This window comes from Microlunatus speluncae (assembly GCF_009299835.1).
Classification (GTDB): domain Bacteria; phylum Actinomycetota; class Actinomycetes; order Propionibacteriales; family Propionibacteriaceae; genus Microlunatus; species Microlunatus speluncae.
In genome coordinates this window covers 133,249-155,171 of record NZ_VKCZ01000004.1, presented here as the reverse complement: position 1 = coordinate 155,171, position 21,923 = coordinate 133,249, and the positions used below count along the sequence as shown (strand labels likewise).

Here is a 21,923-nt window from a genome sequence, read left to right as displayed (position 1 = left end):
AAGGAAGATGATCATGGAATCGAAGAAACCTGAACCGCTGTGGACTCCCGATGACACCGGGGTGTATCTGGGTGTGCCGGTGGCCACTCTCTACCGATGGCGATATCTGGGGATCGGACCGACAGCCTTCCGTGTCGGTAGGCACCTGCGGTACGACCCGGCAGCCGTGCGGAAGTGGCTCCTGGAATCGGCGGCATAGCGATGGCCAGCATTGAGCCGCGTACCCGTGTCAACAGCCAGGGAAAGACCGTCACACGCTACCTGGTGCGCTGGCGCGGCCCTGACGGGAGTGAGCATGCTCCTGGGTTTGATCGGCTCCGAGACGCGAAGATCTTCAAGGCCAACGTCGAGGCTGATCTTGTTCGCGGTGAGTACATCGATCCCGAGGCAGGCAAGATCACGTTCAAGGCGTACGCTCTGCGCTGGCTCGAGGCACAGACCTTCGAACCGCTGACCGCTGAGCAGGTCAAGGATCGGCTGACGCTTCACGTGTTCCCGGTGCTGGGTCATCGCGAGCTGCGTCAGATCAAGCCGTCAACGATTCAAACCTGGATACGCGGACTCGGGCCGGTCCTGGCGGAGACCTACAAGGGAATGATCTTCACGAACGTCAGCACCGTTTTTAATGCCGCCGTCGATGACGAGTTGATCAAGAAGAACCCTTGCAAGGCTCCCTCCGTCTCGCGGCCGAGGGGCAAGTATCCGAAGATCATCCCTTGGTCGTGTGAACGCGTGCACGCTGTCCGGTCCGAGCTGCCCGAGCGGTATCGGATCGTGGCGACACTGGGTGCCGGGCTCGGCCTGCGACAGGGAGAGATCTTCGGCCTGTCCCCCGCTGATGTTGACTTCCTCCGTGGCAAGGTCGAGGTCCGGCGACAGGTGAAGCTCTTCCGGAACAACCGCCAGGTGTTCGCGCTGCCGAAAGGCGGAAAGACGCGGACCGTACCGCTTCCCGACTCGGTGCGGGATGATCTTGCTGCCTACTTGGCCATGTTCGGGGCTCGGTCGGTGACACTGCCCTGGCGTGAGCCTTCCGGTGAGCCCGTCACGGCAGAGCTGGTCGTCACCAACCGTGAGTCGAAGGCGATGAATCGGAACTACTTCAACCCCTACATCTGGCACAAGGCGCTGGCCGCTGCTGAGGTCGAGGTCACCCGGGCCAACGGCTGCCACGCCTTGCGGCACTTCTACGCGAGCACCCTTCTTGATGCGGGCGAAACGATCAAGGCCCTGAGTGAGTACCTTGGGCATGCCGATCCGGGGTTCACGCTGCGGACCTACACCCATCTGATGCCGTCCAGCCACGACCGGACGCGCAATGCGATTGATGCCGTGCTTCGTGTAAAGGACGTGTACACAGACGGGGTGGAGGCACCGAAATCCCTAGTCAAAGGGCCATAGCGTTCAGACCTACGACGTCTGATCGACAGCGGGCCTAGCCCGACCAAGATCAGCTGAAACGGCGGCTGACCTGAGAAACGCCCTCACGGCGTTTCTCATGGTCTGCCGCCGTTTCGCGTGCTCCCGGGTCCGGGGGACCGGATTTAACCAATGTCGATCTTGCCTCAGGTCGTGCGAAACTGCCCAGATCGTTCGACCGAGGAGGAGAGGTCGTGCTTGATCAGGCCATGGCGCCGCTGCGGAATCGTCGCTTCACCGTCGTGCTGTCAGGTGAGGGATTGTCGATGATCGGCGACGCCGCGTTCGGCGTCGCGCTGGCCTGGTTGGTGCTTCAGCAAACCGGATCTGTCGCCGCGCTCGCGTCTGTCCTTCTGGTGCAGGCAATTCCGGGCGGTCTGCTCTCGCTGTTCGGCGGAGCCATCACCGACCGGGTCTCGCCCCGAACCGTCATGCTCTGGTCGCATGTCGTCCGGGGCCTGGCAGTCGGAGCTGTGGCGATCATGGCCTGGACCGGCAGCCTGCAACTGTGGCAGCTCTACGCCTTTGCCGTGATCACCGGTGTGGCGGGAGCCTTCTTCGGGCCGGCCTCCGAAAGCGTTCTGCCCTTTCTCCTGCCGGCCGAGCAGCTTCCGCGTGGGAACGCGCTGCAGGGGGCCGTTGAGCAGACGGTGACGATCGCGGGCCCCTTGCTTGGTGGGCTCCTGACTGCCGGGCTCGGTCCGGCCGTTGCCATCGGATTGAATGCGCTCACCTTCTTCATCGCGGCCATGACCGTGCGGGCCGCGCCGCGCAGTGAGGCCACCCATCAGGAGTCGATGTCGGCTTCGGTTGTGCTGAAAGAGATCGGGGAGGGTCTGCAGCTTGCCCGGCGAAGCCACGAAGTACGAATCGTGCTGCTGATCGTCGGAGCTTCCGCTCTGAGCTACAGCGGTCTGTTTGCTGTTGGCCTGCCGGCCCTGGCTCAATCCTTCTCCACCAACGCCGTGGCGCTCGGCACCCTGATCTCTGCCTGGGGTGTCGGACAGCTACTCGGCACCATCTCCGCAGCGATCACCGGTCTGCCGCGACGCTGGGGTCTCCTGATCATCGGCATGACCATCGTCGAGGCGACCGCATTCGCCCTCTTGGGCGTTTCGCCGAACATCTTCGTCGCTTCGGCCATCTTGGTGGTGGTCGGGTTCGGCGTCGCGTACTCGAGCGATGTGGCCTTGCCGACCTTCATCCAGACCCGCACTCCGCGACAATTCCTGGGGCGCATCAGCAGCCTCATCGGTTTGCCGCGCGTCGTCCTCGGGCCGGTCTCCATCGCCCTGCTCGGTGGCGTTCTGACTCACTCCGTCGGCTGGGGATTCGCCATCGCGGCGATCCCGATGCTCCTGGTCGGCATCCGCTTGGCTCTCGATCCCGAGGCGCGAAATCTGCGCACCGATCCACCACCGGTGAACGACGAGGCAGAGGCCTGAGCAAGGTCCGGGCCGTGCTCCGATCGCCACACCGCATTCTCCCTGCTGTGGCTAGGATCTGCGTTCATGTCCGTGCTGCGCCCACTGCTTGTCGAGGACCTGGACCGACTCATGATCGTGCAGCGGGTCGGCGCCGTCGCGGCGCTGAGTCACATCTTTCCGCAGGAGACACATCCGTTCCCCGTGGCCACGGTCAAGGCTCGGTGGGCGGAGGAAATCACCGACCCCGGGATCGACTGCTTCGCGATCACGGCCGCCGATGAGTTGGCCGGCTTCGCCGCTATCCGATCCGACGAGCTGCTCCATTTCGGGACCGCGATCGACACCTGGGGCACGGGGCTGGCCGGCCAGGCCCATGCCGAGTTGATCGATCACTTGATCATGAAGGGATGGGAATCCGCCTGGCTGTGGGTGTTCGAGGAGAACCGTCGCGGCGTCCGCTTCTACGAGAAGCACGGCTGGCGGCGGACCGCGATTACGTCACGGACCGCCCTCCCGCCGAATCCGGTGCTTCGCCGATTCGAGCTGCCCCTCCCGCGCTGACGGTGTCGCAAATCTGCCAATGGTTTCCGTTGCACCGTTGGAAAGCCGCTGATCCGCAAACCCATTGTCAGATCGGCGACAGCTCACCCGGCCGACACCGCGGTGACGGTCCGCGCGGGCTGGGCCAGGGCGGCGATGCCCAGGCAGGCGGCGGCCATCGCGGCGGTCAGGATCAGCCAACCGGCGGGGCCGAGCATGATCACCAAGGGCAGGGCGACGGCGGGGCCGACGATCCGGGCGGCGCTGGTCGACATCGAAAAGGCGGCCTGGTAGCGACCCTCGGCCCCAGCGGGTACGTGATCGAGGGCGACCCGCCAGGTGGCGATGCCGCCGCAGACCTCACCGATCGTCAGGGCGACGATGCCGGCCAGGACCAAGATCACGGTGACGATCGGTGAGGCCACACCAGCGGAGACCGCGAGCAGGCTGCCGGCGACGGCCAGGCCGGCGGCCGCGATGATCGCGGCGCGGACTGTGGCGCGGGCCGTCGTGACCCGGGCGGCATACGGACGCTGGCCGGCGATCACCAAGATCGTGTTCAGCGCCAGGGCGACGCCGGAGAGCCAGACCGGTCCGGCGGTGTGCTCCAGCACCCAGACCGGGAGGATCACCGACAGCACCGGCATCGTCAGCTGGATCGCCGCGGCGAACCCGGTCGAGGCGGCGAAGCGCCGGTCCCGCAGGGTGATCAGCGCACCGGCCGGGCCCGTCCGGCCACGCTCGGTCTCGGAGCGATCCGGCGCAGCGGATCGACGCAGAACGAGCGAACCGACCGCGGTCAGCACCATGATCATCGCGCCGATCCCGTACGCCAGCCGGGCCGTCGGGCCGAGGCCGGTCGCCGCGAGCACGGCGCCGAGCACCGTGCCGAGACCGATCCCCGCGTTGAGCAGCATGTTCATTCCGGCGCGGATCGCGAGCCGGGACTCGGCCGTCGCACCGTCGACCGCCAGCGCCTGCCGCGCGGCGGCGGAGGTCGATTGCGCGACCCCGAAGACGACCGCGGCCACGGCGAACCCGGCGGCCGAATCGATGATCGCGTAACCGGTCACGGCCAGAGCGGCCAGGGCCGCGAACAGGGCCGCCGCCCGACTCAGCCCGAGCCGGTCGGCCAGATCACCGAGCGGCACGGCGAGCAGCAGTGAGGCGGCGGCGCCGAGGGCCAGGATCAGCCCGATCGCCGACGACGGCAGGCCGAGCTCGAGGCTGACCTGCAGGACGATCGTCGACAGCACGACGCCCTCGACGGTCGCGGTGCCGAACTGCAGCGCACCGACCAGTCGGCGATCCGAGGTGATTCTCATACGACCATGCTCGGCGCCGATCGACGATCAGTCCAACAGATGTTACTGATATCTACTATCATCAGAGCTGATGGAAGTGCACCAGCTCCGCTACGCGCTCGCGGTGGCCGACGAGCTCTCGTTCACGGCGGCGGCCCAGGCTCTGCAGGTGAGCCAGTCCGGGGTCAGCGCCCAGGTCGCGCTGCTCGAACGCGAGCTCGGACTCCCCTTGTTCGACCGGTCGTCCCGCGGCGTGCGGATCACCCCGGCCGGTGAGCCGGTGCTGGAGCAGTTGCGCCGAGCCCTGGCCGAGTTCGACCGGGTCCGTGCTGTGGCCGACGACCTGCTCGGGCTGGTCCGCGGCTCGGTCAGCATCGGCGCCGTGGCCGGGCTCGGCTGGCCGGCCTTCCTCGACGCGCTCCAACACGTCCACGAGTCGCACCCCGGTCTGGAACTGACCCTCCGCGAGGGTAAGTCGCTCGAACTCCAGGAGGACGTCGCGGCGGGCCGGCTGGACCTCGCGATCGCCTCCTGGGTGGACGAGCCACGCGCCGGGCTCGGATCCTGGGTCGCGCTCGAGGAACGGGTCACCGCCGCCGTCGGCCCCGAACATCCCTGGTCCCGGCGGAAGCGGATCAGGCCGGCCGACCTGCTCGACCAGCCGATCGTCTGCCTGGCTCCGGGCACCGGCATGCGGACGTCGTACGACGCGATGATGCGGGCCGAGGGCCTGCCCGCGCCGGTCAGCTGGGAGGTCACGCTGCCGACCACGGCCCGGGCTCTCGCCGCCCGCCAGCTCGGCGTCGCCGTGCTGACCAGTTCCCTCGCCGACCTGCCGACCGAGTTGGTCCGACTCGAGATCACCTCCGAGTTCGCGGCCTCCAGACTCGGCGTCGTCTGGCGGACCAGCCCCGCCCTCTCGGCCGCTGCTCGCGCGACTCTCGGCGCGCTCCGTCAGCACCTGGACGAGAATCGATCATGAACCCAGCTCGCCCTGAAATCTGGAGGACACCGGTGGCCGTGGAACTCGTGGCGTTCGACCTGGACGGAACGATCTTCGACGGCGGCGTGATCGCACCGGAGTGTGTGGAGGCGATCGTGCGGCTGGCCGAGGCGGGAGTGCGGTGTGTCGTCAACTCCGGGCGATCGACGGACTTCCAGGTCGAGCTGCTGGCCGAGTACGACCTGCTGCCCCACTTCACCGCGCTGATCGGTGACGAACGGTGGATCCACCTGGTCGACGCCGGCGCGGACGACGTCGAACTCCGCTCCCTCGAGCCGTGGAACACCGACGTCCGGAACAGCTGGACCGAGCTCGACCCTGTCGCCGAGGACTGGGCCCGCCGGGTGCAGCAGGAAGCCGAGCAAAGGGCCTGGCCCGGCCGGCTCAGCAGCCGGGCGGACAGCCGGCGGCGTGGCCTGTGGTCCGTCGCCCTGGACTCCGCTGATCATGCCCGGGACCTGGCGATCTGGCTCGAGCCACAGCTGGCCGGCGGGCCGGTCGCGGGCAACGCCAACGGGACCATCGTCCATCTCTACGACGCCGCCCGGGACAAGGGCACCAGCCTGCTCGCGCTGGCCGAGCGGCTCGGTCTCCGGGCCGGGGAGGTGCTGGCATTCGGCGACGGCTTCAACGACCGGCCGATGCTGGACGGCCGGCACGGCTTCGCGGCGGCTACCATCGCCAACGCCGACGAGAGCGTCAAACGCTGGGTCCGAGACGCCGGCGGCCCGGTGGCGGAGCGCATCAGCGGCCTCGGGGTGGCCGACGTCTTGGCGACCGTCTTTCCGTCGCTCCGGTCCACGACCTCGTCCTGATCGGTCCGTCGATGATCACACTGTACGGAATCCACAGGCGTCGATGATCTTGCTCGCGGTCTCGGCCGGGGTGGCCGAAGCGGTGTCGAAGTGGTGGCTCTCCACCTCGGGGATGATCGCGCCGAGATCTTCCTTCGCCCAGGCGGCGCGCAAGCTCTCGACGGTCGACAGCTTGTCCAGCTCGCGGCGGCGCGGCTGCGACACCCGCTCCTCCACGATCGCCCGATCACAGCTGAGCCGGACCGGGTGGATCCGGCCGCCGTGGCCCCGGACCAGTTCGAAGCGTCGGCGGGTCCGCTCCTCCGCCGCGGGGCTGCCGGCGTAGACGATCGTGTAGATCAGGCTCGTGCCCGATCGCGCGGCCTCGGTCAGCATCCCTTCCCGGATGGCATGCACCTGGCGCCAGAACGGTTCGGTGCCGAAGTCGAAGACCGGCTTCACGCAGTCGATGCTCAGATGGTTGTGGAACAAGCGAAATCCGGTCAGCCGAGCGAGCTCGGTCGCCACGGTCAGCTTGCCGACGGCCGGCGGCCCGTACAGGTAGACCAGATCCATCGGCCGATGGTAGCCGCACGATATCCAGCAGACAGCGAGAATTCCACGGCCTAGGATTCCGCGATGGCCCGAACGGTGTTGACCCCGCGCGGCGAGGACTTCCCTCGCTGGTATCAGGACGTGATCGCCAAGGCCGAGCTGGCCGACAACGGGCCGGTTCGGGGAACGATGGTGATCCGACCGTGGGGCTACGCGATCTGGGAACGGATGCAGGGCGCCATGGATGCGCGAATCAAGGCGGCCGGCGCCCAGAATGCGTACTTCCCGTTGTTCATCCCGCAGTCCTACCTGAGCCGTGAAGCTGATCATGTCGAGGGTTTCTCGCCCGAGCTGGCCGTGGTGACGCATGCGGGCGGCAAGGAACTCGAGGAGCCGGTCGTGGTCCGGCCGACCAGCGAGACGATGGTCGGCGAGTTCATGGCGAAATGGATCAACTCGCACCGGGACCTGCCGCTGCTGCTGAACCAGTGGGCCAACGTGGTCCGCTGGGAGCTGCGTCCCCGGATCTTCCTGCGCACCACCGAATTCCTTTGGCAGGAAGGACATACGGCTCACGTCACCGAGGAGGACGCGTCCGCGTACGCCCGCCGGATCCTGCACGACGCCTACGCCGACTTCATCCGCACCGAGCTGGCGATCCCGGTCGTCGCCGGCCGCAAGACCCGGCGGGAGCGGTTCGCCGGCGCCACCAACACGATGACCCTCGAGTCCATGATGGGCGACGGCAAGGCGCTGCAGATGGGGACGAGTCACGAGCTCGGCCAGAACTTCGCCCGCGCCTTCGACATCACCTACACCGACGCTGACCAGCGCAGCCGGCTGGCCTGGACCACCTCGTGGGGATCGTCCACCCGGATGCTCGGCGGCCTGATCATGTGTCATGGCGACGATGCCGGGCTCCGCGTCCCGCCGCGAGTGGCACCGACCCAGGTGATCGTCACCGTCGTCAAGGACGGTGATCAGGCGCCCGCCCCGAGCTCACCGCGCGCGGTCGCGGACCGGCTGAGATCGGAGCTGATCACCGCCGGTCTCCGCGCCGACCTCGACGACCGGACCGATCTCCCGTTCGGCCGCCGGGCTGTCGATCATGAACTCAAGGGCATCCCGGTCCGAATCGAGGTCGGCCCTCGTGATCTTGCCGACGGCCGGGTCACCCTGGTCCGCCGGATCCGTGGCAGCAAGGAGCCGTACCCACTGGAGACGGTCGCCGCCGCGGCGGCCACCGCGCTGGACGAAGATCAACTCCGACTGTACGCGGACGCCGAGCAGGCCCGGGACGACCGCACGGTTGAGGTGACCACGATCGGAGAGGCGGTCGAGGCGGCCCGGGGCGGCTGGGCCCGGCTGCCCTGGCGTGACGTCGGCGAGGCCGGAGAGACGGAACTCGCCGCCCACGGCGTCACGGTGCGCTGCCTGGTCCATCCCGACGGTCGGGTGCCCGACACCGACGATGCCGCCATCGAGCCAGAGCTCGTCGCGATCGTGGCGCGGGCCTACTGAGCCGGAAGGACGGTCGTGCCCGAGATCATCGTGCCGCTGACCGTCCGCGACCTGGCCGCCGATGATCTTGACATCAGCGGGTGGTCCGGACGAGACCATGATCATCCTGTTTCGCAAGATCCTGACCTGACGCCGACCACGCCGGACTTGTTACCTCTGCGGCGTGGCGGGGACCGAGCGATTCGGAGCCGAGACTCGGGTGTCGAACCTGGTGCTTGCCAGCGCACGTTCGGTCATGGTGATCAGTTCCAGGACCTCTCGCGCAAGAAAGGCGGTCGCGCCGCGTTCGATCGACTTCGGATGCAGGATGCCCGCCTGCCGCAGCTCGTCGAGCGCGGTGCTCGCCGCCGGGAAGGAGACGCCGAGGATGCGGGACAGTGTCGTCGCGGTCACCACAGGAGCCTCCGGCAGCAGGTCGATCAAGCGAGCGACCGCGGAGTCGGCGCGCGGGGTTGGGCGGAGGCCGACCGACTCCCGGTGACTCGACAGGCGCTGCGACCAATCGGACCTCAGGTCGGCGATCTGAGTGATCAGGTCCGCTGATTGATCGACGGCGACGGCGGCCGCGCGCACGAAGATCTCCAGCCACTGGTTGATCGAGGCGGTTGCGTCGGCACTCCCCGGGGGCGCGGCATGGCGGTAGGCGGACAGACCGTCGACATAGTCGATGCGCAAGGTGGCCAGGACGAGACTGATCGGCAGCACCGCGCGCTCGGTCAGACCACGGCGGGTCAGCACGGTGTGGATGAGTGCCCTGCCGACCCGCCCATTACCATCCGTGAACGGATGGATCGTCTCGAACTGCGCGTGCACCAACGCCGCCTGGATCAGCGGTGCGTGCGCCGCACCGTTCAGGTAGTCGACGAGGTCGACCATCAGCCCCGGCACCCGTTCCGGATCCGGCGGCACGAAGTCGGCCTCGACCGGATTCCAGTCCGATCCGCCGATCCAGTTCTGGACCGTCCGCAGACCATGGTGATGGGCTTGATCCGGGAGCAGGGCTTGGTGAAGGTCGACGATGTGATCACCCGTCAGGAGATCCACTTCGGCGAGCTCGCTCGTCGATCGCCGGACGACGGTGAGGTTGTTGGCCACCAATCTGGCCTGCTCATTCACTCCGCGAACCGTCTCGGACTGGCCGAGCTCCGCCAGCGCGACCTGCTGAGCGGACGGCGCAATCCCTTCGATCCGTGAGCTGGCGATCGCTTCGGACCTGAGCAGAAACCGGGCGATGCCGGCCAGATCGTCCACCCCCGTCCGGTTGAGGGCACGGATGCCTCGCTCGACCGCCGAGAACCGGCGAGACAGCTCTCCATCGACAGTGAGAGACATGTCGTCGAGAGTGTCGGGCACGTACTTCTGATAGGTCCCGGACCGACGCGCCGAGCGCGGCAGACCCGAGATGCTCTCGGATTCCCAGTGCGCCCGCTCCCAGGCCCCCATCGGCGTAACCTTTCATCGATCGCTGATCCACCAAAGAATAGCACCCTAAACTTTAATAGCTTGCTGATTGATGAAAGGGTACTGATGGCCGCCGGGGATAACATCCCGACTCATGACGGCTGCAGTGCCGATGAGTCGCTGTGGCACCTGGTGGCCCGGTTCGGACACCCGATCTCGCCGAGTTGTCAGACCTCAGTTGCCCTATAGCGCAACTCACTTCTGACAACTCGGCTCTGATCAGCGCCAGCGGCCGTTGATCATGATCGTCCGGCCGGTCAGTTCGTTCGCCTCACGCCAGGCCTGGATCCGCCGCGGTGCCAATCGGAAGTACAGAAAGGGATCGGGCTCCGCCCGCGGGTCGAAGCCGGACTTGATGACGAACTCGTCGCCGACCCCACCCGGGATGTCGCCGTCGGATGTCACCTCCGCCACGGTCGCGTCGATCATGATCACATCCCGGGTGAGGCCGAGGGCCAGCCGCACCGACCGGCCGACTGACAGGTTGCGGGCGGTCGGGCTGGTCGCGACGGTGGAGATCAACACCGTCGAACCGTCCCAGAGGAAGGACAGCGGCACCAGCGCCGGGTCGCCCGTCGTGGCGCTGCCGGAGGCGACCCAGAGATCAACATCGTGCTCCAGCCGGTGCAGCGTGTCCCGCCGCCGGTCCGCGCTGGAACGCGGCGCGGCGACGGTCGGCTCGGCGGCCTCGCTCATCTCAGCTCCTGTCGGTCAGAGTCGGGGATCGACGGGCTCCGACTCTAGGGCCAGCACCGCGAACACGAGCTGGTGCACCCGCCACAGCGGCTCGCCGGCGACGAACCGGGTCAGCGCCTCGATGCCCAGGCCGTGCTCCCGGGCGGCGAGGTGCCGCTTCCGGCCGAGGCCGCGACTCCGCAGGACGTCCAGCGCGTCGGTGTAGTCCGGGCCGTAGATGATCCGCAGATACTCCCGGCCGCGCACCTTCAGGCCCGGCTGGACGCCGCGGCTCGGGGTCACCGGCTTGACCACCATGCCCTCGCCACCGTCGGACGTCAGATCCAGCCACCACTGGGCGGCCGCGGCGCGCTGTTCGGCGGAGCCGAGGTCGACGAAGCGGTGCCGGGTCTGGGTGATCAACGGTCCGGTCAGTCCCGCGATCCGCTCCAGGTGCCAGCGATGCGACTCGGTCAGGGCGAGCGCTCGCCCTTCGGCGGCCAGGATCTGGAACGGGGCGTACGTCACGCCGCGCAGCCCGTTCGTCGGCCGGACATAGTTCCCGTACGCGCGCCGGTAGGCCTCGGCGTTGACCCGCCGGCGTTCCGTTCGTTCGGACAGCGCAGCGACGTCGAGCCCCCGGCCGCTCGCCGCGGCGAGGGCCGCGGCGGCCTCGGGCAGGGCGTGCTCGGCGGCGGCACCGACCGATGCGTACTGGTCCTTGATCAATGGCAGGGCCTTCGCCGACCAGGGCAGCAGTTCTCCGTCCAGGGCCAGCCAGTCGGTGTCCAACTCCTCGAACAGCGGCGCGGCCACCGTCCGCAATCCCTCCAGCAGTTGGGTGTTGAGGGGTTGACCGACGGTGTCGGGGAAGAACGGGCGACCGGTCCGGGTGTAGATCGTTCCGCTACCGCCACCGGACAGCCCGAACCGGCGCTCCGCCGTCGCGGCGTCGCGGGTGATCACGGCCACCGCCCGCGAGCCCATGTGCTTCTCCTCGCAGACCACCTCGGCGACGCCGGCGGCCGCGTACTCGTCAAAGGCGGTGTCGGGGTGCTCCAGGTAGCCGTCCAGCTTCGAGGTCGCGGCCGGTGCCATGGTCGGCGGCAGGTAGATCAGCCAGCGCGGATCGACGGCGAACCTGCTGATCACCTCGAGCGCGGCGGCGGCGTTCTCCTCGTTGATCTTGATCTTGCCGGCGTGTTCGGTCTCCAGCCAGCGGGTGCCCTGGACGTCTTCGATGTTGAGCGCGGCCGGCTCCCGGTCGGCCACCCGGACCAGCGGGCGGGTCGGTTCGTACCACTGCCGCTCCGCCGGGACCGCCACCAACTCCCGGCTGGGATAGCGCAGTGCCGTGAGCTCACCGCCGAAGACCACGCCGGTGTCGAGACAGATGGTGTTGTTGACCCACTCCGGCTCCGGGGTCGGCGTGTGGCCGTAGACGACCATGGCCGAGCCGCGATACTCCCGCGCCCACGGGTACCGGACCGGCAGCCCGAACTCGTCGGTCTCGCCGGTGGTGTCGCCGTACAGCGCGAACGACCGGACCCGGCCCGACGACCGGCCGTGATAGGCCTCCTTGAGCCCGGCGTGCGCGACGACCAACCGGCCGTCGTCGAGGACGTAGTGGCTGATCAGCCCGTCCATGAACGTCAGCGCCGCCTGCCGGAACTCGGCCGGCTCCGCCTCCAACTGGGCCAGCGATTCGGCCAGCCCGTGCCGGACCTGCACCTTCGCGCCCTTGAGCGCCCGGATCAGCTTGGCCTCGTGGTTGCCCGAGACGCAGAGGGCATGACCGGCGGCGACCATGCCCATCACCAGCCGTAGCACCCCCGGCGTGTCCGGGCCGCGGTCGACCAGGTCTCCGACGAAGACCGCGGTCCGTTCCTCCGGGTGGGTCGCCCCGACGGCCCGACCATGATCATCGAGATCAAGTTGCCAACCCAGCGCCGTCAACAGGGTACGGAGCTCGGCGGCACACCCGTGCACGTCGCCGATGATGTCGAACGGCCCGCCATGATCACGGCGATCGTTCCACGGCCGTTCGAGGGTGATCACCGCTGAGTTGATCTCGGCCTCGCCGTGCAGCACGTGCACGCGCCGGAACCCTTCCTTGCGGATCCGGCCGAGCGACCGAGTGAGGTCGCGGTGCTGCCGGTTGATCACCTGGGCGCCGAAGGTCCGGTCGGAGCGGGCCTCGGTCCGGGCGGTGGCGACCGGCACCGGCACGTCGAGCACGACGGCGTCGGTCAGCACGTCGTGTTCCTTGGCCAGCTTGACCAGCGAGGCGCGGGCGGCCGGCTGGACGCTGGTCGCGTCGACGACGGTCAACAGTCCTCGCCGGAGCCGGGTGCCGACGATGTAGTTCAGCACGTCGAACGCGTCCGCCGTCGATGCTTGATCATTCTCGTCGTCGGCCACCAGGCCGCGGCAGAAGTCGCTGGAGATCACCTGGGTCGGTCGGAAGTGGGCCCGGGCGAAGGTCGACTTGCCGCTGCCCGAGATGCCGATCAGCAGCACCAGGCCCATCGACGGCAGTTTGATCACGGTCGCGGACTGGTCGCCGGCGTCGATCATCACGTCGTCAGCCACGGTGGAACACCGCCAGCTGGGTCGGAGTGCCGTGCTCGGGATCCTCCTCGCCGATCCCGGTCAGCTCGACCGAGTAGCCGTGCTCACCGGCCACGCGCTGAGCCCAGGCGGCGAGGTCGGCCCGGCTCCACTCGAACCGGTGATCGGGATGGCGCATGCCGGAAAGCCCTTCGTAGTTGGCGTTGTATTCGGCGTTCGGGGTGCTGACCAGCACCGCCGCCGGGCGAGCGGCGGCGAACACGACGCGTTCCAGGGCACCGAGCCGGGACGGGTCGAGATGCTCGATCACCTCCATCAGGACGGCGGCCGAGTAGCCGGACAAGCGGGCGTCCTCGTACGTCAGGGAACCTTGGAACAGGTCGATCCGGGCGGCCTGTCGCTCGTTCAGCGGATCGAGCCGGAGCCGGCGCGCGGCGGCCTGCAGCGACCGGATCGACACGTCCATCCCGGTGATCTTGGTCAGCCCCGGTTCCTTGATCAACCGGGCCAGGAACTGCCCGGACCCGCAGCCGAGATCGATCACCGAGTCCGGCCCGATCCGGCGCAACGCGGCGAGCAGCGCGTCGTGCCGTTGCTCGTTCAGCGGCTGCCGGCGCTCCGCGGGCTGGGCGACCTCCTCCTCGCCGACCGGATCGACCGACTCCTCGTGATCGCCGTCGAGCTCGGCCAAGCGGGACAGCGCCACCCGGGTCAGGGCGTCGTGGCGGCCGAGGTAGCGGCGGGTGATCATCGCCCGCTCGGGATGACCGGCGAGCCAGCCGGCGCCGGACCGCAGCAGCTTCTCCACCTCGTCCGGGCCCTGCCAGTAGTGCTTCGCCTCGTCCAGCACCGGCAGCAGGACGTACAACTGGTTCAGGGCGTCGGCCAACCGCAGCGTCCCGGACAGGCTCAGCCGGACGTAGCGCGATTCCCCCCAGCCGTCGAACCGCCGATCCAACGGGATCGAGGTCGCCTCGACCTGCCAGCCGAGCGGTTCGAAGATCCGGTGCGCGACGCCCGGCCCGCCACGGCACGGCAGCACCGGCAGCTCGAGCTGCAGCGGGATCGCCGAGTCGGCCAGCTCCTGCCGCGAGCGGCAGCGGCCGGACCGCGCCGTGCTGAACACGTCGGCCAACGCGACGCCGAGCAGCGACGACGCGGCGTACGAGCGGTCGTTGACGTACTGGGCGAGGCTGAAATCGGGCACGCCGCGACCGGCGGACCGGGCCAGCCGCACCGCGTCGATCTCCAGCAGCAGGGCCGCCGTGCACCGTTCTTCCGACGCCTCCGGGTAGAACACCGTGGCCGTGCCGGTCGACTGCGCGAACTGCTGCACCCGGTCGGGATGCTTGTGCAGCAGGAAGCCCAGGTCGGTCGCCGGCCGGTGGGTCGTCGTCAGGGTCAGGAACACCCGCCCATCCTGGCCCCTCGACGGCCCAGCGGCCAGGACATTTCCCCTCGACCGGGGCAAGATCACGATCTACAGTCGGCCCGTGCCTTGGGACGTACGCGAGCTGCAGCGGTATCTGGTTTCGGACGAATTCGTCGATGGTGATCATCCGCGGGTGATCGCTCTCGCCGAGGAACTGCGCGCCCGGCATCCGGCCGAGCTGGACTACGCCCGCGCCGCGTACGAACACGTCCGGGACCGGATCGCGCATTCCTTCGACGCCGAGGATCCGAGGGTCTCGATCAGCGCCTCGGAGACCCTGACGAACGGGGTCGGGCTCTGTTATGCCAAGGCCCATCTGCTGGCCGCGCTGCTGCGCCGGCAGGGGATCCCGGCCGGCCTGGGTTACCAGCGGCTGACCGACGACGGGTCGGGCTTCGTGGTGCACGGGCTGGTCGCGATCCACCTCGACGGCGCCTGGCACCGCCAGGATCCGCGCGGCAACCGGCCCGGGATCGATGCTCGGTTCTCCCTCGGCGAGGAGCGGCTGGCCTGGCCGGTGCGGCCGGAGCTCGGCGAGCGGGACGACCGGCGGATCCACGAGACGCCGCTGCCGTCGGTGATCACGGCGCTGCGGTCGACCTCGGATGTGCTGACTCTCCGGCACGGTGGGCTGCCCGGCGAATTCTGATTGTCGACCCGCCCGCCGACGCGTACGGTCCTCGGATGGACGTCGCGGCGGTCACCAGGCAGAACCGGGTCTACTGGGAGGCGATCGCCGCCGGTCGGCTCGGTGAGCCGGTCGAGTTCTTCCGGGCCGGCGGCTGCGCCTTGTCCGACGACGAACTGGCCGCGACCGGTGACCCGGCCGGACTGCGGGTGCTGCACCTGGCCTGTTCGATCGGCGATGAGTGCCTCAGCTTCGCCCAGCTCGGCGCCGTCCGGGTCGTCGGCGTCGACATCTCCCCCACCCACCTGGCGACCGGGCGAGCCAAGGCCGAAACGCTCGGTGTCGACGTCGACCTGCGCGAGGGCGACCTGACCGCCCTGGATCCGGAACTGACCGGGTTCGACCTGATCTTCATCTCCGGCGGCGGCATCTGCTGGGTGCCGGACCTCGACGCCTGGTCCCGCACGGTCGCGGAGCGGCTGGCCGCCGGCGGCCGGGTCGTGATCAGTGAGCACCATCCGCTGTGGGAGGTGCTCACCGTCGCCGGGCCGAACCAGCTGACGGTGACCGGTGACTACCTCGACCCGACTCGGCGGGGTTACAGCGATTCGGCCAAGGCACCCCAGGTGACTTTGGGGATGACCGATCCGCTGCCGCCGCACACCAGCTTCGTTTGGTCCCTCGGCCAGGTGGTCACGGCACTGCTCGGCGCCGGTTTGATCATCCGCGCGCTGCGGGAGGTCGCCCAACCGGAGCTCTATCAGGGGCTCGGGCCGGCGGCGGGCGCGCTGCCCGCCGCCTACCTGCTGGTGGCGGAGCGGCCCGCCGCATCATGATCAACTGCGGGCTCATGATCATCAGTCCCGCCACGGCCGGTCCAGCCGCTCCCGCGCCATCCGCTCGGCCTCCAGCTCGAGCTGGTCTCCGGCCGTCGTCGACTCGAACAGTTCGTGATGCCGCAGATCAAGGTGCGCCAGCACGTGGGCCAGCCCCAGCGTCGAGTCCCCCTCCCAGCCCGCCGGATCGAAATAGGCCTCGCGCCGGTCGGCATCGATGATCTCGATGATGCCGTCGGGCAGCGGGGTCTCGACGAAGGTCCAGTCGGCCCACCGCCCGGTGGCCTCCAGGAACGGGTCGTAACCGCCCTGCGGCGGCGCCGGCCGCTGCCACTTCTCGGCGAAATCCGGCACCGAGAAGTTGTCGAGCAGGTAGGCATGGCGCCTCCGTACGCCGCAGACCGCGCACTTCAGGTCGATCGTGCACCGTTCGTCGGCGTACCTCGAGTCACCGATCCGGTTGCCCCCGGTGTAGCGCAGATTGAACGACCGCACCGCCCCGCACTCGCAGCACAGGGCGCGAAACCGTCCCGGCACCGGCTGCAATTCGCTGATCATCATGTCCACCCTCCTAGGAGGGCAAGTCTCGGTGCCGGCACTGACACAGTTAGCCTTGACCGGTGCCGCCGATCACGGGGAGTCCGGGCCGAGTCGCGATGATCTCGTTGCACACCTCTCCACTGGCCACGCCCGGGGTGGGCGACGCCGGCGGGCTCAACGTCTATGTGGCCGAGCTGGCCACGGCGCTCGGCCGGCACGGCGTCGAGGTCGAGATCATGACCCGGCGGTCCGATCCGGACACCCCCGACGTCGTGCCCCTGGCCGAACGGGTCACCGTCCGCCATCTCCCGGCCGGGCCGCCGGAGCCGGTCCGTAAGGAGCAGCTGCCGGGTCTGGTGACCGAGTTCGCCGCGGCGCTGCGCCCGTTGGCCGGCGGTTTCGACCTGTTCCACTCGCACTACTGGCTGTCCGGGCTCGCCGCTCTCGATCTTGGTCCGGTACGACCACCGCTGGTGCACACCATGCACACCATGGCCCGGGTGAAGAACGCCGCGCTGGCCGAAGATCAACGAGCCGAACCGGAGCCCCGGGCCGACGGCGAAGCCGAGATAGTCCGGCTGGCCGAGGCACTGACCGCCAACACCCCGGACGAGGCCGCTGACCTGCGCCGGCTCTACGGTGCCGAGCCGGAGCGGATCGCGATCGTGCCGCCAGGGGTCGATCTGGACGTCTTCCACCCCTGTGATCAACTCGAGTCCAGGACCAAGCTGGGGGTGCCGATGGATGCCGAGCTGATCTTGTTCGTCGGCCGGATCCAGCCGCTCAAGGCGCCGGACGTGCTGATCCGGGCCACCGCCGAGTTGATCAAGGAACGACCGGCCCGCCGGGACCGGCTGAGATTGATCATCATCGGCAGCCCGTCGGGCCCTGACCGGGACTGGGCCGACACCCTGCCCGATCTGGCAGATTCCCTGCAGGTCGGCGATCTGGTCGAGTTCCGGCCGCACTCGGAGCGGCTGAAGCTGTATCGCTGGTATTGCGCCAGCGACCTGGTCGCGGTCCCGTCGCACAACGAGTCGTTCGGCCTGGTCGCCCTGGAGGCCCAGGCCTGCACCCGGCCGGTGGTGGCCGCCGACGTCGGCGGCTTGCGCCATGCCGTCGCGGACGGCAGGACCGGGATCCTGGTCGACGGACACGACCCGGCCGACTGGGCCCGGGCGTTGGGGTCGCTGCTCGATGATCCCGACCGGGCCGTGCAGCTCGGCCAGACCGGCATCCAACACGCCGCCGGTTTCAGCTGGGACCGGTCGGCCGATGCCACCCTGCAGGCGTACCGGAGCGCCGTCGGATGACCGACGCCCAGCCGCAACAGCGGACCGCGGTCCGGGTGTTGCCCGTCGACCGGCAAGATCGACTGTTGTTGTTGCACGGCTTCGATCCGGCCGAGCCCGACCGTCCGTACTGGTTCACCGTCGGCGGCGGCCTGGAGCCGGACGAGTCGCCGGAGAGCGCGGCAGTCCGCGAGCTGGCCGAGGAGGTCGGCCTGATCGTCGAGCCGTCCGCCCTGGTCGGCCCGCTCGGCGAGGCGACCATCGAGTTCGGCTTCGATTCGGTCCGCTACCGGCAGCGACAGACCTACTACGCGGTCCGCGTCGGCGACGCCCCGATCACCTTCGCCGGCCAGGACGCGATCGAGCACGCCTCGATCGACACCCACGCCTGGTGGACCCTCGCCGACCTGCACAGGACCACCGAGCAGGTCTACCCCGAAGACCTGGCCGACCTGCTCACCCGAGCCCTCCCCGCCCTGACCTGACCTGACCCCGAGTTGTCAGAACTGAGTTGCCCTATGACACAACCCAGTTCTGACAACTCGGCTCGGCGGGGAAATGTCAGTGGTTCGGCTTAAGGTGCGGACGAGGCTGAGAACCTGAGGAGGGTGTTTCGAATGGGTGCACTCACGGGGCGCGTCGCGGTGGTGGCCGGAGCGACGCGCGGTGCGGGACGCGGCATCGCGTGTGCCCTGGGCGAAGCCGGCGCGACCGTCTATTGCACCGGGCGGAGCGTCCGCGGCCGGCCATCGTCATTCGGCCGGCCGGAGACCGTGGATGAGACTGCCGAACTGGTGTCGGCCGCCGGAGGCGTGGGCATCGCGGTGCAGGTCGACCACACCGAACCGGAGCGAGTACGGGCGCTCTTCGACCGGGTCGATCATGAGCAGGAGGGGCGGCTGGACCTCCTGGTCAACGACATGTCCGGCAATGATCAGCTCGACCGCGGCATGTTCAGTGATCAGGACCGGCGACCGTTCTGGGAGAACGACCCCGAAGTCGATCTCCTGGCTCTCGATGTCGGGATCGGTGCCCACTTCACGACGAGCCACTACGCCGCGCGGCTCATGATCAAGAACCGCCGGGGATTGATCGTGGAGATCGGGGACGGAAACTTCGTCGGCTACAACAACGCCGGCGTCGCCTACAGCCTGATGCGGACCTCGGCCGTCGTCCTGGGCCACCTGCTGGCCGAAGAACTCCGGCCCTACGAGGTCGCGGCCGTCTCTCTCACCCCCGGCTTCCTGCGCTCCGAGGAGATGCTCGAGGCGCTGTCGGTCACCGAGGACACGTGGCGCGACAACCTTGCGCCGGGCGATCACTTCGCCAACTCCGAATCGCCGCTCTACATCGGCCGCGCCGTCGTGGCACTCGCTACCGATTCCCAGGTGCTGGCTCGCACCGGTCACGCGCTCAGCGCAGGATTCCTGGCCCGGGAGTACGGATTCACCGACACCGACGGCAGCCAACCGCCGGGCTACCGGCCCGAAAGCCGGTTCCAGGACGGACTGTTCACCCACGCGACCCCGAGTTGTCAGAACTGAGTTGCCCTATGACACAACTCAGTTCTGACAACTCGGTTGGTGGAGCGGGGCCTGGTGGCCGGACAGGGCGTCGGCGGCTCGGATCAGGGCCAGGTGGGACAAGGCTTGCGGGGTGTTGCCGGCCTGGCGCCGGCCGGCCGGGTCGTACTCCTCGCTCAGCAGACCAAGATCATTGGCGAACGAGAGCAGCCGGTCCATCAGGGTCACCGCGTCTGCGGTCCGGCCGGTCAACGCGTACTGCTCCACCAGCCAGAAGTTGCAGGCCAGGAAGGGATATTCGCCCGGCGGCAGGCCGTCAACGCCGCGCTCGGTCCGGTAGCGATGGACCAGTCCGTCATTGATCAACTCGGTCTCGATCGCGGTCACGGTGGCCAGCATCCGCGGGTCGTCCGGGGCGCAGAAGCCGACCTGAGGCAGTTGCAGCAGGGCGGCGTCGACGCCGTGGCTGCCGTAATACTGGGTGAAGCAACGGCGGTCATGATCAACACCGGACTCGTCGATCTCGGCCCGCAGGTCGTCCCGGATCCGCCGCCACTCGTCCACCGGCCCGGGCAGTCCATGATCGACAACGCCGCGGACGCCGCGGTCGAACGCCGCCCAGGTCATCACCGCGGAATGGGTGAAGCGGCGCGGCTCGCCGCGGATCTCCCAGATGCCGGAATCGGGCCGGCCGAGGGTGCTGCGGGCCCGGTCGAGCAGCGCCCGCTGCAGCGGCCAGGCGTGCCCCGGGTGCGGCACGCCGCCCCGCCGGGCGAGGTCGAGGGCGACCATCACCTCGCCGATCACATCAGCCTGGAACTGGTCCACCGCGCCGTTGCCGACCCGGACCGGGGTCGAGCCGGCATAGCCGGGCAGCCAGCTCAGCTCGCGCTCGGGCAGGTCGCGTTCGCCGGCGAGCCCGTACATGATCTGGATGTCCTCCGGGTCACCGGCGACGGCCCGCAGCAGCCAGTCCCGCCAGGCCACGGCCTCGGCCGAATAGCCGTGCGCGAGCAGCGCTTCGAGAGTGAGCGCGGCGTCGCGCAGCCAGCTGTAGCGGTAGTCCCAGTTCCGCGGCCCGCCGAACGCCTCCGGCAGCGAGGTGGTGGCTGCCGCGACGATGCCGCCGGTCTCGGCGTGGGTCAGCGCGCGCAGTACGAGCAGCGACCGGTGCACCGCCGCGGCATACCGGTCATGGGCCTCACCGCCGGCGGCCGCGCCGCCCGCCGGGCCCGTCGTGCCGGGACCGCAGTCGGACTTGTCGGACCAGTCCTGCCACCAGTCCTCGGTCCGGACCAGGGCGGCGTCCACGTCGACCGGTCCGGGCGCGGGCCGGTACGAGGGATACCAGGCCAGAGTGAAGTCGAGCCGGTCCCCGTCGGCGACCGTGAACTCGCCGCGATGCCGGTGGTCGGCCGCGACCGGCAGCGGGTCGCCGCGGAGCAGCAGCGCGTCCGGCCCGGCCGCGGCGATCAGGCCGCCGTCGACCCGCCGAACCCAGGGCAGCGCCTCGGCGTAGCCGAACCGGAGCACGAGTTCCTGGGTCATCCTGACCGAGCCGGCCAGCCCCTCCACCCGTCGGATCAGCAGCGGATAGTCCGACCCGATCGGCATCAGATCGGTCACCCGGGCCGTCCCCGCCGGCGTCTCGAACGTGGTCTCCAGCACGAACGTGTCGCCCCGATAGCGCCGCTGCACCCGGGCCTCTTCCAGGGCGGCCGGAGCGATCTGCCAGCGGCCGTGCTCGGGGGTCCCGAGCAGCGCGGCGAAGACCGAAGCGGAGTCGAACCGCGGCAGGCAGAGCCAGTCGATGCTGCCGTCCCGGCCAACCAGTGCGGCCGTCCGACAATCCCCGATCAGGGCGTAATCCTCAATCGGCAACGGCATACGGGACACACTAGTGAGGTGATGACGGGAATTCGGGGAGCATTCGGCACGATCATCCTCGCGATCGTGGTCCTGACCGGCTGCGCCGCCGGCCCGCGGGCCTGCACCGCGATCGGCAGCGCGCCGGGGGTTTCGGTGACGGTCGACGCGACCGCCGCCGGCGATGTCACCGGACTCGAGCTCACGGTCTGCTGGGAGGACGTCTGCCGAGATGCCGAGGTCCAGCTGAGCCCCGGCAGTGACAGCGTCGACCAGGGCTGCGACTCCGACGGACCCGACGCCCCGTGCTCCGCGACCGCCGTGCCGAACGACACCCTGGTCGGGTTCGCCAACGTCGAGGGACTGCCCGCCGGCCCGGTCAAGATCAGGGCGGTGATGATCAAGGCCGCCACGGAACAGAAGCTGCCCGAGGCGACCGTGATGGCGGCGGTGACCTATCCGAACGGCCCGGACTGCGGCGCCGGCGCCAACCAGGCCAAGATCACCATCGGCCCGGACGGCATCCGCTAGCTCGC

The 21,923-nt window shown here is 69.1% G+C and carries 22 protein-coding genes; 14 read left to right on the top strand and 8 right to left on the bottom strand.

Annotated features, from left to right (window positions below):
- The first annotated feature begins 7 nt into the window (after nucleotides 1-7).
- The 4 genes from FNH24_RS07010 to FNH24_RS06995 all read left to right on the top strand — a co-directional run bounded on the left by FNH24_RS07010 (nucleotide 8) and on the right by FNH24_RS06995 (nucleotide 3,407).
- Complete coding sequence (locus FNH24_RS07010; protein ID WP_343031714.1) at nucleotides 8-199, top strand: helix-turn-helix domain-containing protein; 192 nt, start codon at nucleotides 8-10, stop codon at nucleotides 197-199.
- A gap of 2 nt (nucleotides 200-201) precedes the next feature.
- Nucleotides 202-1,401 carry a tyrosine-type recombinase/integrase gene (locus FNH24_RS07005; protein WP_152361440.1) on the top strand — a complete coding sequence of 400 codons (1,200 nt, stop codon included), beginning with the start codon at nucleotides 202-204 and terminating at the stop codon, nucleotides 1,399-1,401.
- Between the two features lie 212 nt (nucleotides 1,402-1,613).
- Complete coding sequence (locus FNH24_RS07000; protein ID WP_152361439.1) at nucleotides 1,614-2,864, top strand: MFS transporter; 1,251 nt, start codon at nucleotides 1,614-1,616, stop codon at nucleotides 2,862-2,864.
- A 66-nt stretch (nucleotides 2,865-2,930) separates the two neighbouring features.
- Nucleotides 2,931-3,407: a GNAT family N-acetyltransferase gene (locus FNH24_RS06995; protein WP_152361438.1), complete on the top strand. Its 477-nt coding sequence runs from the start codon at nucleotides 2,931-2,933 to the stop codon at nucleotides 3,405-3,407.
- An 83-nt stretch (nucleotides 3,408-3,490) separates the two neighbouring features.
- Here the strand turns inward: FNH24_RS06995 and FNH24_RS06990 are convergent, their stop codons facing one another.
- Nucleotides 3,491-4,711: an MFS transporter gene (locus FNH24_RS06990; protein WP_152361437.1), complete on the bottom strand. Its 1,221-nt coding sequence runs from the start codon at nucleotides 4,709-4,711 to the stop codon at nucleotides 3,491-3,493.
- Nucleotides 4,712-4,781: 70 nt separating this feature from the next.
- Here FNH24_RS06990 and FNH24_RS06985 point away from each other — a divergent pair, with 70 nt between their 5' ends.
- Both FNH24_RS06985 and FNH24_RS06980 read left to right on the top strand, forming a co-directional pair.
- Nucleotides 4,782-5,672: a LysR family transcriptional regulator gene (locus FNH24_RS06985; RefSeq protein ID WP_152361436.1), complete on the top strand. Its 891-nt coding sequence runs from the start codon at nucleotides 4,782-4,784 to the stop codon at nucleotides 5,670-5,672.
- A 32-nt stretch (nucleotides 5,673-5,704) separates the two neighbouring features.
- Nucleotides 5,705-6,508, top strand: coding sequence for an HAD family hydrolase (locus FNH24_RS06980; RefSeq protein WP_161606033.1), 804 nt, complete (start codon nucleotides 5,705-5,707; stop codon nucleotides 6,506-6,508).
- A gap of 15 nt (nucleotides 6,509-6,523) precedes the next feature.
- On the opposite strand, the gene FNH24_RS06975 is transcribed toward FNH24_RS06980, so the two are convergent.
- The gene (locus tag FNH24_RS06975) at nucleotides 6,524-7,063 is read right to left on the bottom strand and encodes a P-loop nucleotide/nucleoside kinase family protein (RefSeq protein ID WP_152361434.1); all 540 of its coding nucleotides are present in this window, start codon (nucleotides 7,061-7,063) and stop codon (nucleotides 6,524-6,526) included.
- A 63-nt stretch (nucleotides 7,064-7,126) separates the two neighbouring features.
- Between FNH24_RS06975 and proS the strand changes: the two genes are divergently transcribed.
- Entirely contained in the window at nucleotides 7,127-8,563 is a 1,437-nt protein-coding gene (gene proS, locus FNH24_RS06970; protein ID WP_152361433.1) for a proline--tRNA ligase, read from the top strand.
- 150 nt (nucleotides 8,564-8,713) lie between these two features.
- On the opposite strand, the gene FNH24_RS06965 is transcribed toward proS, so the two are convergent.
- Complete coding sequence (locus tag FNH24_RS06965) at nucleotides 8,714-9,607, bottom strand: Fic family protein (protein ID WP_246186794.1); 894 nt, start codon at nucleotides 9,605-9,607, stop codon at nucleotides 8,714-8,716.
- Here FNH24_RS06965 and FNH24_RS32175 point away from each other — a divergent pair.
- Nucleotides 9,542-9,757, top strand: a complete 216-nt coding sequence (locus tag FNH24_RS32175; RefSeq protein ID WP_246186799.1) for a hypothetical protein — start codon at nucleotides 9,542-9,544, stop codon at nucleotides 9,755-9,757. The two genes, FNH24_RS06965 and FNH24_RS32175, sit on opposite strands and share 66 nt — an antisense overlap.
- Before the next feature lie 486 nt (nucleotides 9,758-10,243).
- On the opposite strand, the gene FNH24_RS06960 is transcribed toward FNH24_RS32175, so the two are convergent.
- The 3 genes from FNH24_RS06960 to FNH24_RS06950 are packed head-to-tail and all read right to left on the bottom strand — an operon-like array spanning nucleotide 10,244 to nucleotide 14,681.
- The gene (locus FNH24_RS06960) at nucleotides 10,244-10,720 is read right to left on the bottom strand and encodes a pyridoxamine 5'-phosphate oxidase family protein (RefSeq protein WP_152361431.1); all 477 of its coding nucleotides are present in this window, start codon (nucleotides 10,718-10,720) and stop codon (nucleotides 10,244-10,246) included.
- Nucleotides 10,721-10,735: 15 nt separating this feature from the next.
- Entirely contained in the window at nucleotides 10,736-13,291 is a 2,556-nt protein-coding gene (locus FNH24_RS06955; RefSeq protein WP_246186782.1) for a polynucleotide kinase-phosphatase, read from the bottom strand.
- Nucleotides 13,284-14,681, bottom strand: a complete 1,398-nt coding sequence (locus tag FNH24_RS06950) for a 3' terminal RNA ribose 2'-O-methyltransferase Hen1 (RefSeq protein ID WP_152361430.1) — start codon at nucleotides 14,679-14,681, stop codon at nucleotides 13,284-13,286. The genes FNH24_RS06955 and FNH24_RS06950 overlap by 8 nt, the downstream gene beginning before the upstream one ends.
- An 82-nt stretch (nucleotides 14,682-14,763) precedes the next feature.
- Here FNH24_RS06950 and FNH24_RS06945 point away from each other — a divergent pair, with 82 nt between their 5' ends.
- Both FNH24_RS06945 and FNH24_RS06940 read left to right on the top strand, forming a co-directional pair.
- Nucleotides 14,764-15,351, top strand: coding sequence for a transglutaminase-like domain-containing protein (locus tag FNH24_RS06945; RefSeq protein WP_152361429.1), 588 nt, complete (start codon nucleotides 14,764-14,766; stop codon nucleotides 15,349-15,351).
- Nucleotides 15,352-15,386: 35 nt separating this feature from the next.
- Nucleotides 15,387-16,166, top strand: coding sequence for a class I SAM-dependent methyltransferase (locus FNH24_RS06940; protein ID WP_152361428.1), 780 nt, complete (start codon nucleotides 15,387-15,389; stop codon nucleotides 16,164-16,166).
- 21 nt (nucleotides 16,167-16,187) lie between these two features.
- Here the strand turns inward: FNH24_RS06940 and FNH24_RS06935 are convergent, their stop codons facing one another.
- Nucleotides 16,188-16,727, bottom strand: coding sequence for a DUF6315 family protein (locus FNH24_RS06935; protein WP_152361427.1), 540 nt, complete (start codon nucleotides 16,725-16,727; stop codon nucleotides 16,188-16,190).
- Between the two features lie 59 nt (nucleotides 16,728-16,786).
- Between FNH24_RS06935 and mshA the strand changes: the two genes are divergently transcribed.
- The 3 genes from mshA to FNH24_RS06920 all read left to right on the top strand — a co-directional run bounded on the left by mshA (nucleotide 16,787) and on the right by FNH24_RS06920 (nucleotide 19,542).
- Complete coding sequence (gene mshA / locus FNH24_RS06930; protein WP_246186781.1) at nucleotides 16,787-18,019, top strand: D-inositol-3-phosphate glycosyltransferase; 1,233 nt, start codon at nucleotides 16,787-16,789, stop codon at nucleotides 18,017-18,019.
- A complete protein-coding gene (locus FNH24_RS06925) occupies nucleotides 18,016-18,483 on the top strand; it encodes an NUDIX hydrolase (RefSeq protein ID WP_152361426.1) in 468 nt (155 codons plus the stop codon). The genes mshA and FNH24_RS06925 overlap by 4 nt, the downstream gene beginning before the upstream one ends.
- Nucleotides 18,484-18,615: 132 nt before the next feature.
- Nucleotides 18,616-19,542: an SDR family NAD(P)-dependent oxidoreductase gene (locus tag FNH24_RS06920; protein ID WP_152361425.1), complete on the top strand. Its 927-nt coding sequence runs from the start codon at nucleotides 18,616-18,618 to the stop codon at nucleotides 19,540-19,542.
- An 18-nt stretch (nucleotides 19,543-19,560) separates the two neighbouring features.
- Here FNH24_RS06920 and FNH24_RS06915 read toward each other — a convergent pair whose 3' ends face one another.
- The gene (locus tag FNH24_RS06915) at nucleotides 19,561-21,408 is read right to left on the bottom strand and encodes a glycoside hydrolase family 15 protein (RefSeq protein WP_152361424.1); all 1,848 of its coding nucleotides are present in this window, start codon (nucleotides 21,406-21,408) and stop codon (nucleotides 19,561-19,563) included.
- A 21-nt stretch (nucleotides 21,409-21,429) separates the two neighbouring features.
- On the opposite strand from FNH24_RS06915, the gene FNH24_RS06910 reads away from it, so the two are divergent.
- Nucleotides 21,430-21,918, top strand: a complete 489-nt coding sequence (locus FNH24_RS06910) for a hypothetical protein (RefSeq protein WP_152361423.1) — start codon at nucleotides 21,430-21,432, stop codon at nucleotides 21,916-21,918.
- The last annotated feature ends 5 nt before the right edge of the window (nucleotides 21,919-21,923 follow it).

Coding starts and splice junctions, on each gene's coding strand:
- FNH24_RS06920 (WP_152361425.1), top strand. CDS start 18,616: ATGGGTGCACTCACGGGGCGCGTCGCGGTGGTGGCCGGAGCGACGCGC.
- FNH24_RS06975 (WP_152361434.1), bottom strand. CDS start 7,063: ATGGATCTGGTCTACCTGTACGGGCCGCCGGCCGTCGGCAAGCTGACC.
- proS (WP_152361433.1), top strand. CDS start 7,127: ATGGCCCGAACGGTGTTGACCCCGCGCGGCGAGGACTTCCCTCGCTGG.
- FNH24_RS06995 (WP_152361438.1), top strand. CDS start 2,931: ATGTCCGTGCTGCGCCCACTGCTTGTCGAGGACCTGGACCGACTCATG.
- FNH24_RS06960 (WP_152361431.1), bottom strand. CDS start 10,720: ATGAGCGAGGCCGCCGAGCCGACCGTCGCCGCGCCGCGTTCCAGCGCG.
- FNH24_RS06915 (WP_152361424.1), bottom strand. CDS start 21,408: ATGCCGTTGCCGATTGAGGATTACGCCCTGATCGGGGATTGTCGGACG.
- FNH24_RS06910 (WP_152361423.1), top strand. CDS start 21,430: ATGACGGGAATTCGGGGAGCATTCGGCACGATCATCCTCGCGATCGTG.
- FNH24_RS06990 (WP_152361437.1), bottom strand. CDS start 4,711: ATGAGAATCACCTCGGATCGCCGACTGGTCGGTGCGCTGCAGTTCGGC.
- FNH24_RS06925 (WP_152361426.1), top strand. CDS start 18,016: ATGACCGACGCCCAGCCGCAACAGCGGACCGCGGTCCGGGTGTTGCCC.
- FNH24_RS32175 (WP_246186799.1), top strand. CDS start 9,542: ATGGGCTTGATCCGGGAGCAGGGCTTGGTGAAGGTCGACGATGTGATC.
- FNH24_RS06985 (WP_152361436.1), top strand. CDS start 4,782: ATGGAAGTGCACCAGCTCCGCTACGCGCTCGCGGTGGCCGACGAGCTC.
- FNH24_RS06940 (WP_152361428.1), top strand. CDS start 15,387: ATGGACGTCGCGGCGGTCACCAGGCAGAACCGGGTCTACTGGGAGGCG.
- FNH24_RS07005 (WP_152361440.1), top strand. CDS start 202: ATGGCCAGCATTGAGCCGCGTACCCGTGTCAACAGCCAGGGAAAGACC.
- FNH24_RS06935 (WP_152361427.1), bottom strand. CDS start 16,727: ATGATGATCAGCGAATTGCAGCCGGTGCCGGGACGGTTTCGCGCCCTG.
- FNH24_RS07010 (WP_343031714.1), top strand. CDS start 8: ATGATCATGGAATCGAAGAAACCTGAACCGCTGTGGACTCCCGATGAC.